The following is a 15,979-nucleotide window of genomic DNA, read 5'->3' as shown; positions in this document are numbered from 1 at the left end:
TCAGCGCTCCGTGAGCGCCTGCTGGATCGTGCGCATCACTTCGTCCAGCGGCGCGTCCGTGCGCGCCACGGCCACCAGTACCTGGCCCTGCGTGCTCACCGAGGCGGCCGGCGGCTTCGCCGGCTCACTGGCGGCGGTCCGCCCCGCGCCGATCCCCGTCCCGAACGTGTCGCGGACGATCGCGAACGCCTGGTCCAGCTGCGCCTCCACGTCGCCCTGGCCGTCCGCGCGCAGCCAGCGGCGCAGCACATGGTTGTGCGCGGTGACCACGGCGGACGCCGCGACCTCCGCCAGCAGCGGATCGTCGTTGCCGGCCTGGTGGTCGCGCTCGTCGAAGTGGCCCAGCAGATAGCGCGTGAACAGCCGCTCGTAGCGGGCCACCGAGGCGATCTCCGCCTGCCGGAGGGTGGGCACCTCCCGGGTCAGTTTGTAGCGGGCCACGGAGACCACGGGCTTCGCCGCGTACATCCGCATGACTTCCTTGATGCCGCGGCAGACCGTGTCGAGGGGGTGCTCGTGCGCGGGGGCGGCGTTCAGGACCGCCTCGGCCCGTACGAGGGTGTCGTCGTGGTCCGGGAAGATGGCCTCTTCCTTGGACCGGAAGTGCCGGAAAAAGGTCCGCCGGGCGACACCCGCCGCGCCCGCGATCTCGTCGACGGTCGTCGCCTCGTAGCCCTTCGTGGCGAAGAGCTCCATCGCCGCCGCGGCCAGTTCACGGCGCATTTTGAGCCGTTGGGCGGCGGCGCGGGTGCCCGCGGCGCTTTCCGGGACATCGGGCGCGGCGGACACACGGGGGGACCTGGCGGGCTGGGACATGGTGTGAACGTACTGCATCGGTGCAGGAGAGCGCGCCTGTGGGGGCGGCCCGCCCACAGGCCCGAGCAGCCCGCCCCACCCGGCTCCCGGCCCGGAGAGCCCCGCGGGGGGTCCTCCGGGCCGGGCGCCCTCAGCGGCGGGCATATTCGCGGAAGCCGCGCCCGGTCTTGCGGCCGAGGCAGCCCGCGGCCACCAGGTGCTCGAGGAGCGGCGCCGGGGCGAGGCCCGGGTCGCGGAACTCGCCGTGCAGCACCTTCTCGATGGCCAGCGAGACGTCGAGGCCCACGACGTCCAGGAGCTCGAACGGACCCATCGGGTAGCCGCCTCCCAGCTTCATCGCGGCGTCGATGTCGTCGAGGCTCGCGTAGTGCTCCTCGACCATCTTGATCGCGTTGTTGAGGTACGGGAACAGCAGCGCGTTCACGATGAAGCCGGCCCGGTCCCCGCAGTCCACCGGGTGCTTGCGCACCTTCCCGCAGACCTCGCGGACCGTGGCGTGCACGTCGTCGGCGGTGAGCACCGTACGGACGACCTCCACCAGCTTCATCGCCGGCGCCGGGTTGAAGAAGTGCATCCCGATGACGTCCTCGGGCCGCGAGGTGGCCCGGGCGATCGAGACGACGGGCAGCGAGGAGGTGGTGGTGGCGAGCACCGCGCCCGGCCTGCAGACCTTGTCCAGCGTGGCGAACAACTGCTGCTTGACCAGCAGGTCCTCCGCGACGGCCTCCACGGCGAGGTCGACTCCCTCGAAGGAGTCCAGCGACCCCGCGGCGGTGATCCGGGCAAGCGTCTCGTCCCGGGCCCCGGCAGTCAGCCGCCCCTTGGTGACGGAGCGCTCCAGCGACTTCGCGATCCGGACCTTGGCGATGTCCGCCTTCTCCTGGCTGCGCGCGGCGAGCACCACGTCGTACCCGGCCTTCGCGAAGACCTCCGCGATCCCCGAAGCCATCGTCCCGGAACCGGCGACGCCGACCGAGCGCACCGTGCGTCCGGCGCCCGCCCCGGCGTCCTCGGCCGGAGTCAGCGCGTCCGGCACCACCGTCTCGCTGCCGGGCTCGGCGTACGTGTAGAAGCCGCGCCCCGACTTGCGGCCGGTCAGCCCGGCCGCGCTGAGCTGGCCCAGCACGGGCGCCGGGGCGTGCAGCCGGTCGTGCGAGGCGGAGTACATCGCCTCCAGGACCGTACGGGCGGTGTCGATCCCGATCAGGTCCAGCAGCGCCAGCGGACCCATCGGCAGCCCGCAGCCCAGCTTCATCGCCGCGTCGATGTCCTCGCGGGAGGCGTAGTTCGCCTCGTACATGGCGGCGGCCTGGTTGAGGTAGCCGAACAGCAGACCGTCGGCGACGAACCCGGGCCGGTCACCGACCGCGACCGGCTCCTTGCCCAGCTCCCGGGCGAGCGCGGTGACGGCCTCGACGGCCGGTGGCGCGGTCAGCACCGAGGAGACCACCTCGACCAGCTTCATCGCCGGCGCCGGGTTGAAGAAGTGCAGCCCGAGGACCCGCTCCGGGTGCTGCGACTCCGCTGCGAGGCGGGTCACCGACAGCGCGTTGGTGCCCGTGGCGAGAATGGCGGTGGGGGAGACGATCGCGTCGAGCTCGCGGAAGACCTGCTGCTTGATCTCGTACGTCTCCGGCACGACCTCGATGACCAGATCCGCCTCGGCCGCGGCCTGGAGGTCGGAGAAGGTGCGGAACCGGGCGAGGGCGTCGCGTCGCTCCTCCTCCGTCATCCGCTCGCGCCGCACGGCGCGGGCGGTGGAGGTCTCCAGGGAGGCGACGGCCCGGCGGGCGGTCGCGTCGTCGATGTCGATACCGATGACCTCGCGGCCGGCGCGGGCCAGGACCTCGGCGATGCCGGTGCCCATGGTGCCGAGGCCGACGACGGCAATGGTGCTGAACGGGGTGTCCATCACGGGACTCCAGGGATGAGTGACGACTGAGGGACGCACGGGGCGCGGCCGATGAGACGGGCCGACGGGCCCGACCGGCGCGTGGCGTGCGGAAATTGCCTGTCGTGGTGCTCGAGTCCGGGCGCGCGGTACGCGCCGGGACCGGGAAGGGGTGACGGACTCTGTCCCGGAGTCCGTCTCGCACAGTGCCGAACCGACAAACACTCAGGTGGCTGCGTCACCAGGCCACCGGAGCCGGCGGGGGGAGTGTCCCGCTCACATGAGGTTAACCGGCGAGTAACGAGCGCGCCAGCCCTGGGTTGTTGTGGCCCCCCTCACATCTTCCGGCCTCGCCGCCACGCTGTGTGCTCACGGATACGCTGACGGTCATGGATGAGGAGCTCTGGTCACTGACGCACCGGCTGGCGGACGAGGCGGGGCAGTCGGCGGCCTACCGCAGACTGGTGGCCACCGAGGACCACGAGGAACTGGCCGAGGTGCTCGTCGAGCGCGAACGCCCGCTCTGGGCACGTGAGATCGCCGCGTTCCGGCTCGGCTGCGGCGGTGACCGCCGCGCCTTCGAGACCCTGGTGCTGCTGCTCAACCACCGCGACCCGGAGCGCTGCGTCACCGCCGCCCACGCCCTCGCCCGCCTCGGCGACCCCCGCACACCCCGCGCGGCCGCGGCGCTCGCCACCAATACCCTGCGCACCGCCTACGCCCTGCACCCGGTCCGGCTGCTCACGGAGCTGCGGGCCCCCGAGTCCGTCCCCGCCCTCATGAGCACCCTGTCCCGGCTGCTGGGGCCCGACGAACCGCACTGGCGGGTGGCCCTGGCCTGCGTCGAGGGCCTCGGCCGGCTCGGCGACGGCCGGGCCCGCCCGGTCCTGGAGGCGGCCCTGCCCCACCCCCGCCTCGGGACGGCGGCCGAGGCCGCCCTCAGCCGCCTGCCGACGGACTGAGGGCTCGTTCTCAGCCCCCGAAGCCGGGCTTTCTCAGCCCCGGAAGCCGGGCTTTCTCAGCCCCGGAAGCCGAGCAGGCCGTGCAGCGTGCTGCCGCGGCCGTTCGCGTCCGTGCGGGAGGCCGGGCGGGCGGACTTGGCGGCCGCCGGCTTCGGGTCGGGCGTCTTCGCGCAGACCGCGTCCGCGTCGCCGCCCTTGCCGCGGGGCACGGTGCCCTTGGCCAGGTAGTCGGCCAGGTAGTGGTCCAGGCAGTCGTTGCCGCTCAGCGTGACGCCGTGGTTGCCGCCGCCCTGCTCGACGACCAGGCTCGAACCCTTCAGCTTGCGGTGCAGGGTGACGCCGCCCTCGTACGGAGTCGCCGCGTCGTCCGTCGCCTGGAAGAGCAGCACCGGCGGCAGCGCGCGGTTGGAGACCCGGACCGGGTTCAGGGGCTCCACCGGCCAGTCGGCGCACGGGGCGTTGTACCAGGTGTTGCCCCACGTCATGAACGGCGCCTTCGCGTGGACCCGCCAACTGTCGCTGCGCCAGACGTTCCAGTCGCCCGGCCACTGCGCGTCCCTGCACTGCACGGCCGAGTAGACCGAGTACCCGTTGTCGCCTTCCGCGTCGACCGCGCCGAAGCGCTCGTACGCCTTGACCAGGGCCTTGTCGTCCTTGTCGTTCACATACGCCGCGAACGCTCCGGCCAGCGTCGGCCAGTAGCCGTTGTAGTAGCCGCCCGGCAGGAACGTGTCGTCCAACTCGCCCGCGCCGACCTTCTTGCCCGCGGGATGCCTCTTCACCGCGTCCCGCATCCGGTACCAGGCCGCCTCGACCTTCGCCGGGTCGCTGCCGAGCCCGTACGTGGCGTCGTGCTTCGCCACCCACGCGGCGAACGCCTTGTGGCGGGTGTCGAACGCGTAGTCCTGGCTGATGTTGTCGTCGTACCAGACCCCGTCCGGGTCCACGTTCGAATCGAGGACCAGGCGCCGGACGCGGTCCGGGAACAGCTTGGCGTAGACCGTGCCCAGATAGGTGCCGTAGGAGTAGCCGAGGTAGTTGAGCTGCCGCGAGCCCGTCGCGTGGCGGATCACATCGAGGTCCTTGGCCGCGCTGACCGTGTCCATGAAGGGCAGCAGGTCCGGGTACTTCTCGCCGCAGGAGGCCGCGAAGTCGCGGGCGCGGTTCCGGTTGACCTGCTCGTCGCGGAGGGAGCGGGGCACCGGGTCGGGCCGTACCGGGTCGAAGTACTTCGGTACGCAGTCCAGGGCCGGCCGGCTCCTGCCCACGCCCCGCGGGTCGAACCCGATGACGTCGTACTGCGCGGCCACCTTCGCCGGCAGCGAGGCGGCGACGAAACCCGCCAGGGACCTGCCGCTGCCGCCGGGGCCGCCCGGATTGACCAGCAGCGGCCCCTGGAAGGTCTTCGCCGTGTGCGGGACCCGGGTCAGGGCGAGGGTGATCTCGCGGCCCGACGGGACGTCATGGTCCAGCGGGGCGCGCACCGACGCGCACTGCAGCGTCGGGTACGCCTGGGTGCCGCACTCGGTCCACTTGAGCGACGCGGCACGCTGCGCGCCGCTCTCGGCGCTCGCCGGTGACGGCGTGGCGGTCACCAGACCGGCCACCGTCGCCCCGACGGCGAACAGAACTCCTGAACGGTTCGTCATATGGCCTCCCGTGGTGGGGGAACACGGCTGCGCGCGGCGCAGCCCCCGCCGCATGCTCCCCGTATTCGGGACCGGAAGGACCCGTTCTGATGAGAGATGACCCGTTTGCCGCCAGCGACGTGGATCAGAGCAGGGTCAGCTGGGTGGGTTCGGAACCGGGCGGCGGGGTCTGCGGACCGCCGCTCCCGCGGAAGCCGCTCGCGGGCCCGCGGTGCGAGGGCCCGATGCCGTACTCCGTCGCCAGCTCGTGCACGTACCGGGTGATGCGGCGCTGGTACCAGGTGGGCGCGTACGCGCCGTCCGCGTACAGCCGCTCGTACCGCCGCACGAGGTGCGGGTGGTGCCGGCCGAGCCACTCCATGAACCATTCCCGGGCGCCCGGGCGCAGATGGAGGACGAGCGGGGTCACCGACGTCGCGCCGGCGGCGGCGATCGCCCGGACCGTCGCCCGCAGCTGCTCGGGCCGGTCGCCGAGGTACGGGATGACGGGCGCCATCAGCACCCCGCAGCCGATGCCGTGCTCGCTGAGCGTGCGTACGACGTCGAGGCGCCGCTCGGGGGAGGGGGTGCCGGGCTCCACGGTCCGCCACAGTTCGGGGTCGGTGAAGCCCACGGAGACCGAGACGCCGACCTCGGTGACCTCCGCGGACTGCCGCAGCAGCTCCAGATCGCGCAGGATCAGCGTGCCCTTCGTGAGGATCGAGAAGGGATTCGCGTGGTCGCGCAGGGCGGTGAGGATGCCGGGCATCAGCCGGTAGCGGCCCTCGGCCCTCTGGTAGCAGTCCACGTTGGTGCCCATCGCGATGTGCGCGCCGTGCCAGCGCGGCGAGGCGAGCTCGCGGCGGACCAGCTCCGGGGCGTTGATCTTGACCACGATCTGCGAGTCGAAGCCGAGCCCGGTGTCGAGGTCCAGATAGCTGTGCGTCTTGCGGGCGAAACAGTAGACGCAGGCGTGGGAGCAGCCCCGGTAGGGATTGACGGTCCATTCGAACGGCATCCGGGACGCGCCCGGCACCCGGTTCACGATCGAACGGGCCCGGATCTCGTGAAAGGTGATGCCTCTGAATTCCGGCGTGTCGAAGGTGCGGGTCGTCACCGCGTCCGCGGCGAAGAGCGCACCGTTGGCCGGTGTGGTGGTGTTGGCGGGATTATCTGCCAGATTGTCCCAACGCATGGACGCCTCCTCGGTAGCACTGGCCCGAGAATAGAACACTTGTTCCCTTGATCGTTTTCTCCCCTTCGTCCCGGGCCGGATTTTGAGCCGGGCTGCCGAGGTGGTTGGCTCAGCACACCCCGAACAACCGAGTGCTGGAGGAACAGCCATGGCGCAGGTCGAGGCCACGACAGAGCGGATCATCGCGGCGGACGCGGAGACGGTGTTCGACGCGCTGGCCGACTACAAGGACGTCCGCGGCAAGGTGCTGCCGGGTCACTTCAGCGAGTACGAGGTCCGGGAGGGCGGCGACGGGGAGGGCACCCTCGTCCACTGGAAGCTCCAGGCCACCAGCAAGCGGGTACGCGACTGCCTGTTGGAGGTCACCGAGCCCACCGATGGGCAGCTCGTGGAGAAGGACCGCAACTCCTCGATGGTCACGACCTGGACCGTCACCCCGGCCGGCGAGGGGAAGTCCAAGGCCGTCGTCTCCACCGTGTGGAACGGCGCCGGCGGCATCGGCGGATTCTTCGAGAAGACCTTCGCCCCCAAGGGGCTCGGCCGCATCTACGACGAGCTGCTGCAGAACCTCGCAGCCGAGGTGGAGAAGTAGTCTCCCGCCGCGTTCGGTCTCCCGCCGCGTTTCCCGGCCTCACCGGTTCGGGTGGTTTTTCTGGCCCGTAGGTTGTGCGCCGTAGTGGCTCCCACCGGGGGATACGCCCCCTGAGTGCGCCGTCAGCGCCCCCTCGTCACGTTTGCCCTCGCTTGTCGCGCAATGCGAGAAATGGCGGCGGCAGTGCGACGAGGGGAGCGGCACGTGGTGGGTGGGATCACTCTGGTGAAGGACGAGCCCGGCGGTACGGGGAACGCCGACGCGGTGCCCGCGGCCGTCCCGCCCCCGCCGCCGCCCGCCGGGACCGAGTCCGCCGCCCCGGCCCCGGCCGGCGACGGGGCCACGGACCGCCGCCGCATCCGGCTCGTCTTCGTCGGCCTGATGCTGACGCTGCTGCTCGCCGCGCTCGACCAGATGATCGTCGCCACCGCCCTCCCCAAGATCGTCGGTGAGCTGCACGGCCTGGAGAAGATGTCCTGGGCGGTCACCGCCTATCTGCTCGCCTCCACCATCGGTCTCCCGGTCTACGGCAAGCTCGGCGACCTCTTCGGACGCAAGAGCGTCTTCCAGTTCGCGATCATCGTCTTCGTCGTCGGCTCCGCCCTGGCCGGCTGGTCGCGCACCATGGACGAACTCATCGCCTTCCGCGCCCTCCAGGGCGTCGGCGGCGGCGGACTGATGATCGGTGTCCAGGCCATCATCGCGGACGTCGTACCGCCCCGGGAGCGCGGCCGGTTCATGGGCCTCATCGGCGCGGCCTTCGGACTCGCGTCCGTGGCGGGCCCGTTGCTCGGCGGCTTCTTCACCGACCACGCCTCATGGCGCTGGTGCTTCTACATCAACGTCCCGTTCGGCCTGGTGACCTTCGTCGTCATCACCGTCGTACTGAAACTCCCCAAGCCCGGCGTCCGGCCCCGGCTCGACATCCTCGGGGCCGTGCTGCTGGCCGGCGCCTCCACCTGCCTCGTCCTGCTGACCAGTTGGGGCGGTACGGAGTACGCCTGGGGGTCGCGCACCATCCTCGGGCTGGCCGCCGGGGCCGCCGGAACGACTCTGCTGTTCCTGGCCGTCGAGCACCGCGCGCCCGAACCGATCATCCCGCTGCGGCTGTTCCGCGACTCGGTCTTCAACGTCACCGCTCTGGTCGGCGCGGTCGTCGGCGTGGCGCTTTTCGGCGCCGCCAGCTATCTGCCGACCTTCCTGCAGATGGTCGACGGGGCCACCGCCACCGAGTCCGGGCTGCTCATGCTCCCGATGATGGGCGGCATCGTCGGCGCCTCCGTGGTCTCCGGCCAGCTGATCTCCCGTACCGGCCGCTACCGCGTCTACCCGATCGCGGGCAGCGCGATCTCCGCGGTGGGCATGTGGCTGCTGTCCCGGCTCGAGACCGACACTGCGCGGCTCGAGTACAGCATCGCGCAGGCGGTCCTCGGTCTCGGGATCGGGCTGATCATGCCCGTGCTGGTGCTGGCCGTGCAGAACTCCGTACGCCCCGCCGACCTCGGCACCGCCACCAGCGCCAACAACTACTTCCGGCAGATCGGCGGCAGCGTCGGAGCCGCCGTGTTCGGCACGCTCTTCGCCGGCCGGCTGGCCGACGCGCTCGCCGTACGGCTGCCCTCCGGAGCCGGTCTGCCGGACCCGGAGTCGATCACGCCGCAGCTGGTCCACGCGATGGAGCCCGCGCTGCGCGACGCCTACATCCAGGCGTACGCCGACGCGATGCCCCGGATCTTCCTCTACCTCGTGCCGGTCCTCGTGCTCGGCCTGTTCTTCGCCTTCTTCCTCAAGGAGAAACCGCTGGTGTCCCACCACAGCCCCGAAACCGCAGCCGAGCCCGCGACGATCCCGTCCGCCCGCACCGACCCCGCCGCCCCCTCCACCGGGTACCTCTCCGGGGTTCCGGTCTGCGGCAGCGTCCAGCACCCCGACGGCACGAAGGTCCCGCGCGCCGCCCTCACCCTCATCGACGTCCAGGGCCGGCAGGTCGGCAGGGGCGCCAGCGGGGACGAGGGACGGTACGCGCTGAGCGTGCCCGGGGCCGGATCGTACGTCCTCATCGCTGCCGCGGGCGGCCACCAGCCGCAGGCCGTCAGCGTCACGGTGGGCGAACGGCCGGTGGAGCTCGATGTCGTGCTCGGCGGCGCCGGCCGGCTGGCCGGGACCGTCGTGACCGCGGACGGTGTCCCCGTACGGGACGCGGCCGTCACCCTGACCGACGTACGCGGAGAAGTCGTCGCCTCCACCCGCAGCGGGCGCGAGGGCGGGTACGTGATCGCGGAGCTGGTCGCGGGGGAGTACACCCTGGCCGCCTCCGCGCCCGCCTTCCGGCCCGCCGCGCTGCCGGTCAGCGTGCAGGCGGCCAGGGAGACCCGGCAGGACATCGAACTGGCCGGAGGCGCCGTACTGCGCGGCATCGTCCGGGCCACGGGCGGGCGGCCCGTCGAGGACGCCCGCGTGACGCTCCTGGACGCGGCGGGCAACGTGGTCGACACGCTGACCACCGGCCCCGACGGCTCGTTCCGCTTCGTCGACCTGTCCACGGGTGAGTACACCGTGATCGCCGCCGGCTATCCGCCGGTCGCCACCGTGCTCCAGGTCGCCGGCGGCGGGCGCACGGAACGGGACCTCCAGCTGGGCCACGAGGACTGATTCCGGGCGGTGGCCGTCCCCGGACGGCCACCGACGCGGTCGGTTCGCGCCCGGCGCACCACCCGCTCGGGGGTGATTGTGCCGATGACCGGCGACGCCGGACGCGGGGCCGTACCGTGGACGCACGCACCGCAGAAACTTGTGGTGAGGAAGGAGCCTTCCGCCCATGGACCTCGGTGTGCCGCCACAGAGGACACCACCACCGCGTGACGCCGCGGCGGGCCGCGTGCCGCTCGCCGTGGTCGTCGTCGACGGGGACGGACTCGTGTCGCACTGGTCGACCGGTGCGAGGAAACTCTTCGGGGTCTCCCGGGAGCATGCCGTCGGCTGCCCCGCGGGTGAACTCCTGCCGGTGAGCGGGGCGTTACGGCAGCGAGGTGATCCGCTGCCGGACGAGGCGTTCGCCGAGTTCGGTCACGGGCTCGACAGTTCCCTCAGCGGGAGCGTCGCCTACCCGGCGGCGGGCCGGGCGCGCGTGGACGAACCGGACCGCGGCCGGATCGACGTGCTGTGGTGGGCCTATCCGCTGGTCGGCCCGGGCCCCGAGCGGCTCCTCGTGCTCGCCGCGGACTCCGCGCCGCTGCGGGGCGGAGAGGGCGAGAGCCGGGACAACGAGACGATCGCCCCCGGATTCGCCCTGCACACCGACTTCCCCGGCTACCGGGAGCTCTCCTCGCGGCTGCCGGAGATCCTGCCCAGCATGAGCGTCCAGGAAGCCACCAGGATCGTCTCCCAGATCCTCGAACTGGGCTACCCCGTCATCGAGTTCAGTCACCACGACCGGATCCCGGTGACCCCCGACTGGGGCGTGCCGCGCCGCACCGGACGACGTACCGCCGACGGCCCGCGGGACAGCGCCGGAGACTCGCCCGTCCCGCACACCGCACCCCGCCCGGAGCTGGACCTCGAGTACGCGGCGGTCCGCGAGCGGCTGGAATTCCTCAACGAGGTCAGCGGCCGCATCGGCACCTCCCTCGACTTGGAACGGACCATCCGCGAGGTCACCAGCGCCGCCGTGCCCCGCTTCACCGACTTCGCCGGCACACATCTGCGCGCCGCCGTCCTGGCCGGTGAGGGCTTCCCGGACGGGCCGCCCGACGTCACGACCGTCTGGCACCGCGTCTGGGTCGAGCACAACGACGAACCGGGCCGCTGGGACGACACCGTGCCCGTCGGCGAATCCATCGCCTTCCCGGAGCACACCCCGTTCTTCCAGTGCATGGTCACCGGCGAACCCGTCATCGTCCCTTACGTCAGCGAGGAGTTGAGCAACCGGATCTCGGGCGAGTTCGAGAAGCGTGACCTGCGCCCCCTCATCACCCACCGCTCCCTGCTCATCGTCCCGCTCAAGGCCCGTGACGTGGTGCTCGGCTTCATGGTGCTGATGCGCCGCCCCGGCCGCGAGCCCTTCGACGATATGGACCGCACCACCGGCGCCGAACTCGCCGCCCGGGCCGGGCTCGTCCTCGACAACGCCCGCATGTACACGTACCAGGAGAACGTCGCCGAGACCCTCCAGGACAGCATGCTCCCGCAGATCGAACCGCGCATGGCGGGCTGCGACATCGCGACCCGATACCTGCCCGGCGCCCGGCTGGGCAGGGTCGGCGGCGACTGGTTCGACTCGGTGAAGCTGCCCGGCTCCCGGACCGCGCTCGTCGTCGGGGACGTCATGGGGCACGGCCTCAACTCAGCCGCGATGATGGGCCAGTTGCGCACCGCCGTCCTGACCATGGCCACCATGGAGATGGAGCCCGCCCAGCTGCTGCGCAACCTCGACGACCTGGCCCAGCGGCTCGGTGAGCAGTATCTCGCGACCTGCCTCTACGCGGTCTACGACCCGATCCGATCGGAGCTCCAGATCGCCAACGCCGGGCACATCCCGCCCGTGCTGGTCCACGCCGAGGACGGCCGGGCCGAGCTGCTCGACCTGCCGACCGGTGCGCCCATCGGTGTCGGCCAGGTCGCCTTCGAGACCGCCACCGTGCCGGTGCGCCCAGGCGACCGGCTGGTGCTGTGCACCGACGGACTGGTCGAGGTGCGGGGCCAGGACATCGGGGCGGGCCTGGCCGCTCTCTGCGCCTCCGCCGCCCATCCCGCCGCGTCCATGGACGATGCCTGCGACACGATCATCCGGGCCCTGAACCCCCGTGGCGGCCGCAAGGACGACGTGGCCCTGCTGATGGCCCGGCTGAACGGGATCCCGGACGCCGACGTCGCCGAATGGCAACTGGCCCTGGACCCGCGCGAGGTGGCCCGGGCCCGCCGCCTGGTCCATGGCCGGCTCCTGGACTGGGACCTGCCGGACGCGGTGGAGGCGGCCGAGCTCATGGTCAGCGAGCTCGTCACCAACGCCGTGAAGCACGGCCGTACCCATCACATCGGGCTCCGGCTGGTGCGCACCGGCGCCCTGCTGTGCGAGGTCAGCGACGACGAACCCGCCCCGGCCACGCTGCTCGGCGCCACCGCGGACGACGAGTTCGGCCGCGGGCTCGCCCTGGTGAGCAGCCTCGCCCGGGAATGGGGCACGAGCACCACGGCGCGCGGCAAGACCGTCTGGTTCGAGCTGGCCCTCTCCCGGTTCCCGCGCCCCCGGCCGATCGCCTGGTGAAGAACGCGGTCGCCAGCGCGTCGATGCGGTGCGCACCCTTGCCCCGGACGGCGGGGGACGGTAGTCCGGTGCTGAGCGAAAAGCCTCGCGACGGCCGGACTTGGGAGTGCGCATGGATGTGTCACAGCGATACCGCGAGGCATGGGAGGGGTTCTGGTCGGCGACTTCGGACGCGCCCGGCGAGGCGATCTGGGACGCCGCCCCCGCGCTGAGCGCCGTACCGCACAGCGAGCTGCTCCTGCCGTACGCCGACGCCTCGCTGCCCGTCGTCGACCTCGGCTGCGGAAACGGCACCCAGACCCGCTACCTCGCCACCCGGTTCGCCCGCGCGATCGGCGTGGACCTCTCGCACGCGGCGATAGCCCACGCCCGCCGGGCGGACCCCGAAGGCGTCGCCGAGTTCGCCCAGCTGGACCTCGTCGACGGTGACGCGGTGCGCGCCCTGCACGAGCGGACCGGCGATGTGAACGTCTACATGCGGGCGGTCATCCACCAGAGCGAACCCGAGGCCAGGCCGGCGGTCGCCGCGGCCGTGGCGACCCTGCTGGGGAAGCGGGGCCGGGCCTTCGTCGCCGAGCTGACCCCGGCCTCCAAGGTTGTGCTGCAGCAGGCGTCAGAGGTGCCGGGCGGGCCGCCCGAGAAGCTGCGGCGCGTCTTCGAGCACGGGCTGAAACCGGCGAGCGCCACCGAGGAGGAGGTGCCGGATCTGCTGCGGGCGGCCGGACTGACCACCCTGGACAGCGGTGACACGGCGCTGCCGCAGACCGAGTACCTGCCGGACGGAACCCGGATCGACCTGCCGGCGCGGTGGTTCGTCCTGGCCGCCGCCCTCTGATCCGCGACGCGCACCGGAGTCCCTCCGGGGCCGGTGCGCGTCATTTCAGGGCAGCAGTCGCGGCTTCCGTCTCGCCGCCCCGTCGCGGTGGGCGAAACCCAGCAGCCGGCAGAACAGGAAGAGCGACACATCGCTGACCGCACTCCCCAGCCGCCCGTCCGGCTCCCGGCCCGAGGCGGTCAGCGCCAGGACGGGGACGAGGGAGAGGGCCAGCACCGGGACCGGCGCGAACCGGAAGGCGCGGAGCAGGACAGGGGGACAGGAGAACGAACCAGAGGTACGTCCGCAGGTACCACAGCACCGCCCACGCCTGCTCGGCCCACGCGTCGCCCGGCGGATCGCCGACCGGCACCACCCAGTACTGGACGTCGACGCCGGGCACCCAGCCGTGCAGCAGCATCGCCACACCGAGGAGCAGACCGAACACCCACAGCGGGATCAGCAGGCGGCGCAGCCGCCCCCGGATCACCTGGGGCGCGGGCCGCTCCAGCGAACGCGCCATGAGCGGTCCGGCGAGCGCGAACATCACGCCCATCGACGGGAACACGAACCCCAGCCAGGGCCAGCCGAAGGTGCGGTAAGCGACGACACGGAATTCGCCCGCCGTCAGGGCGTCGGCGCGCTCTCCCTGTGGGCGTCTTTTCGCGACCGGCCGTGCACCGACGGGGGCACCACGAAGGCCGGCGACACCTGCAGCGGCGTCGCGCAGGAGGACGGGGCGTTCGCCGAGGCGCTGAGCGGCTCACCGCCGTGGGTCAGTGCCCGGTCCCCTCCCGTACGAGCGCCATCAGCGCCCGTGCCCCCGGGCTCATCGCCTGCGCGGCCGGAAGCACCACGACACTCTCGTAACAGGGCTGGTCGACCCCGTCGAGCGCCACCGCCACCAGCCCCATAGCCTCCGGTTTGCGGGAGAAGTGGTGCGGCACCACCGCGATGCCGAGCCCCTCGCGCACCAGCTCCAGCAGGCTGTGTACGTCGTTGACCTCCAGTGCCACCGTGCGGCGCACCCGCGCGGCCGCGAACGCCTCGTCGGCGGCACGGCGCGGACCGAAGTCCGGATGGAAGTCGATGAACGCCTCACCGCTCAGCTCCTCCCACGCCACCCGGTCCGCCGCGGCCAGGCGGTGGCCGGGTGAGCACAGCAGAACCATGGGCTCACGGGCCAGCGGGACCAGCTCGCCACGCCACTCCACGGGGGAGACCGTGGCAGCGAAGGCGATGTCGAGCCGCCCGGCGGCCACTCCGTCCACCAGGTTCGTCGTCCCCTCCTGGCGGAGCCGGATCTCCATGTGCGGGTGTGCCCGGTGGAAGGCCGCGAGCAGCCGGGGGAGACTCACCCCGGCCACGCACTGCTCCACGCCCACCGACAGGGTGCCCCGCAGCAGTCCCCGCACGGCGTCGACGGCGTCCTTCGCCGCCCGCGCGCCCGCCAGGGTGCGTTCGGCCTCGACCAGCAGGGCGCGTCCGGCCTCGGTCAGCCGCACACTGCGGGTGGTCCGGCTGAACAGAGGGGTCCGCAGCTCCTGCTCCAGGGCCCGGACGGAGGCCGACAGGCCCGACTGCGACACGGCGACGCGCTCGGCGGCCCGGGTGAAATGCTGCTCCCGGGCGACGGCGACGAAATGTTCCAGCTGGCGCAACTCCATGATTGAGAAATATAGGCGCTGAATCCCAGCGGAATCTCCTGTTGGACTGCTGGATCGTTGTGAGCGAGCCTGGACCCTGCACGTCGTACCCGCAAGAGAACCTGAACGATCTCTCCCCCTGGAGTCCCGTATGTACATCCCGTCCGCCGACCGCTACCAGGACATGCCGTACCGGCGCACCGGGCGCAGCGGTCTCAAGCTGCCCGCCCTCTCGCTCGGTCTGTGGCACAACTTCGGCGGTGACCGGACGCCGGAGTCCCAGGGGCAGATCCTCCGCCGGGCGTTCGACCTCGGCATCACCCACTTCGATCTGGCGAACAACTACGGCCCGCCGCCCGGCTCCGCCGAGACGGCGATGGGCCGCGCGCTCGCGACGGACTTCGCCCGGCACCGGGACGAGATCATCGTGTCCACCAAGGCGGGCTACCTGATGTGGGACGGCCCGTACGGGGAGTGGGGCTCGCGCAAGAACCTTCTCTCCTCCCTGGACCAGAGCCTCACCCGTCTGGGCCTCGACTACGTCGACATCTTCTACTCCCACCGGCCCGACCCCGAGACGCCGCTCGAAGAGACGATGGGCGCCCTCCACTCGGCGGTGCAGCAGGGCAAGGCGCTCTACGTGGGTGTCTCCAACTACTCGGCCGAGCAGACGAGGGAGGCCGCCCGGATCCTGAAGGACCTCGGCACGCCGCTGCTCATCCACCAGCCGCGCTACTCGATGCTGGACCGCTGGGTCGAGGACGGTCTGCTCACGGCCCTCGACGAGCTGGGCGTCGGCTCCATCGCCTACTCGCCGCTGGAACAGGGCATCCTCTCGGACCGCTACCTCCGCGGCATTCCCGAGGGCTCGCGCGCCGCGGGCAGCAGCCCGTTCCTGTCAGCCGACGCGGTCACGCCCGAGTTGGTCGGCCGCCTCGGCGAACTGAACGAACTGGCCTCCGAGCGCGGTCAGTCGCTGGCGCAGATGGCACTGGCCTGGGTACTGCGCGGCGGCCGGGTCACCTCCGCGGTGGTCGGCGCGAGCAGCGTCGCCCAGCTGGAGAACAGCGTGGAGGCGATCCGCAACCTCGACTTCAGCGACAAGGAACTCGCCAGGATCGAAAAGCTCCTGAAGGGCGCGAAGCGCCGCTGAACGGCGACGACAAGGCCGG

General features: G+C 71.9%; 11 protein-coding genes and 1 pseudogene. 6 read left to right on the top strand and 6 right to left on the bottom strand.

Annotated features, from left to right (window positions below; genetic code table 11):
• Together ABTX18_RS03875 and ABTX18_RS03870 are read right to left on the bottom strand one after the other, a co-directional pair.
• Positions 1-816: a TetR family transcriptional regulator gene (locus ABTX18_RS03875; RefSeq protein ID WP_352121123.1), complete on the bottom strand. Its 816-nt coding sequence runs from the start codon at positions 814-816 to the stop codon at positions 1-3.
• Between the two features lie 130 nt (positions 817-946).
• Positions 947-2,728, bottom strand: a complete 1,782-nt coding sequence (locus ABTX18_RS03870) for a 3-hydroxyacyl-CoA dehydrogenase family protein (RefSeq protein ID WP_352121122.1) — start codon at positions 2,726-2,728, stop codon at positions 947-949.
• Positions 2,729-3,096: 368 nt separating this feature from the next.
• Here ABTX18_RS03870 and ABTX18_RS03865 point away from each other — a divergent pair, with 368 nt between their 5' ends.
• Positions 3,097-3,669, top strand: coding sequence for an adenylosuccinate lyase (locus ABTX18_RS03865; RefSeq protein WP_352121121.1), 573 nt, complete (start codon positions 3,097-3,099; stop codon positions 3,667-3,669).
• A gap of 56 nt (positions 3,670-3,725) precedes the next feature.
• Here ABTX18_RS03865 and ABTX18_RS03860 read toward each other — a convergent pair whose 3' ends face one another.
• Complete coding sequence (locus ABTX18_RS03860) at positions 3,726-5,318, bottom strand: alpha/beta hydrolase (RefSeq protein ID WP_352121120.1); 1,593 nt, start codon at positions 5,316-5,318, stop codon at positions 3,726-3,728.
• 124 nt (positions 5,319-5,442) lie between these two features.
• Positions 5,443-6,492 carry an Rv2578c family radical SAM protein gene (locus ABTX18_RS03855; RefSeq protein WP_352121119.1) on the bottom strand — a complete coding sequence of 350 codons (1,050 nt, stop codon included), beginning with the start codon at positions 6,490-6,492 and terminating at the stop codon, positions 5,443-5,445.
• 148 nt (positions 6,493-6,640) lie between these two features.
• Between ABTX18_RS03855 and ABTX18_RS03850 the strand changes: the two genes are divergently transcribed.
• The 4 genes from ABTX18_RS03850 to ABTX18_RS03835 all read left to right on the top strand — a co-directional run bounded on the left by ABTX18_RS03850 (position 6,641) and on the right by ABTX18_RS03835 (position 13,182).
• The gene (locus tag ABTX18_RS03850) at positions 6,641-7,084 is read left to right on the top strand and encodes an SRPBCC family protein (protein WP_352121118.1); all 444 of its coding nucleotides are present in this window, start codon (positions 6,641-6,643) and stop codon (positions 7,082-7,084) included.
• A gap of 204 nt (positions 7,085-7,288) precedes the next feature.
• On the top strand, positions 7,289-9,736 hold the full coding sequence (locus ABTX18_RS03845) for an MFS transporter (RefSeq protein ID WP_352121117.1): 2,448 nt from the start codon (positions 7,289-7,291) through the stop codon (positions 9,734-9,736).
• A 166-nt stretch (positions 9,737-9,902) separates the two neighbouring features.
• Positions 9,903-12,347: an ATP-binding SpoIIE family protein phosphatase gene (locus ABTX18_RS03840; RefSeq protein WP_352121116.1), complete on the top strand. Its 2,445-nt coding sequence runs from the start codon at positions 9,903-9,905 to the stop codon at positions 12,345-12,347.
• A 112-nt stretch (positions 12,348-12,459) separates the two neighbouring features.
• On the top strand, positions 12,460-13,182 hold the full coding sequence (locus ABTX18_RS03835) for a methyltransferase domain-containing protein (RefSeq protein ID WP_352121115.1): 723 nt from the start codon (positions 12,460-12,462) through the stop codon (positions 13,180-13,182).
• 66 nt (positions 13,183-13,248) lie between these two features.
• Here ABTX18_RS03835 and ABTX18_RS03830 read toward each other — a convergent pair.
• Both ABTX18_RS03830 and ABTX18_RS03825 read right to left on the bottom strand, forming a co-directional pair.
• Positions 13,249-13,792 (bottom strand): annotated as a pseudogene (locus ABTX18_RS03830) (acyltransferase family protein); the annotation flags it as partial.
• Between the two features lie 145 nt (positions 13,793-13,937).
• Entirely contained in the window at positions 13,938-14,828 is an 891-nt protein-coding gene (locus ABTX18_RS03825) for a LysR family transcriptional regulator (protein ID WP_352121114.1), read from the bottom strand.
• A 130-nt stretch (positions 14,829-14,958) separates the two neighbouring features.
• Between ABTX18_RS03825 and ABTX18_RS03820 the strand changes: the two genes are divergently transcribed.
• Positions 14,959-15,960 carry an aldo/keto reductase gene (locus ABTX18_RS03820; RefSeq protein WP_352121113.1) on the top strand — a complete coding sequence of 334 codons (1,002 nt, stop codon included), beginning with the start codon at positions 14,959-14,961 and terminating at the stop codon, positions 15,958-15,960.
• The last annotated feature ends 19 nt before the right edge of the window (positions 15,961-15,979 follow it).

It is taken from the genome of Streptomyces sp. NPDC096323, from assembly GCF_040302845.1.
GTDB lineage: Bacteria > Actinomycetota > Actinomycetes > Streptomycetales > Streptomycetaceae > Streptomyces.
Note: the sequence above shows the minus strand (reverse complement) of the source record. Positions and strands in the feature narration are given on the sequence as shown.

Coding starts and splice junctions, on each gene's coding strand:
- ABTX18_RS03875 (WP_352121123.1), bottom strand. CDS start 816: ATGTCCCAGCCCGCCAGGTCCCCCCGTGTGTCCGCCGCGCCCGATGTC.
- ABTX18_RS03870 (WP_352121122.1), bottom strand. CDS start 2,728: ATGGACACCCCGTTCAGCACCATTGCCGTCGTCGGCCTCGGCACCATG.
- ABTX18_RS03865 (WP_352121121.1), top strand. CDS start 3,097: ATGGATGAGGAGCTCTGGTCACTGACGCACCGGCTGGCGGACGAGGCG.
- ABTX18_RS03860 (WP_352121120.1), bottom strand. CDS start 5,318: ATGACGAACCGTTCAGGAGTTCTGTTCGCCGTCGGGGCGACGGTGGCC.
- ABTX18_RS03855 (WP_352121119.1), bottom strand. CDS start 6,492: ATGCGTTGGGACAATCTGGCAGATAATCCCGCCAACACCACCACACCG.
- ABTX18_RS03850 (WP_352121118.1), top strand. CDS start 6,641: ATGGCGCAGGTCGAGGCCACGACAGAGCGGATCATCGCGGCGGACGCG.
- ABTX18_RS03840 (WP_352121116.1), top strand. CDS start 9,903: ATGGACCTCGGTGTGCCGCCACAGAGGACACCACCACCGCGTGACGCC.
- ABTX18_RS03835 (WP_352121115.1), top strand. CDS start 12,460: ATGGATGTGTCACAGCGATACCGCGAGGCATGGGAGGGGTTCTGGTCG.
- ABTX18_RS03825 (WP_352121114.1), bottom strand. CDS start 14,828: ATGGAGTTGCGCCAGCTGGAACATTTCGTCGCCGTCGCCCGGGAGCAG.
- ABTX18_RS03820 (WP_352121113.1), top strand. CDS start 14,959: ATGTACATCCCGTCCGCCGACCGCTACCAGGACATGCCGTACCGGCGC.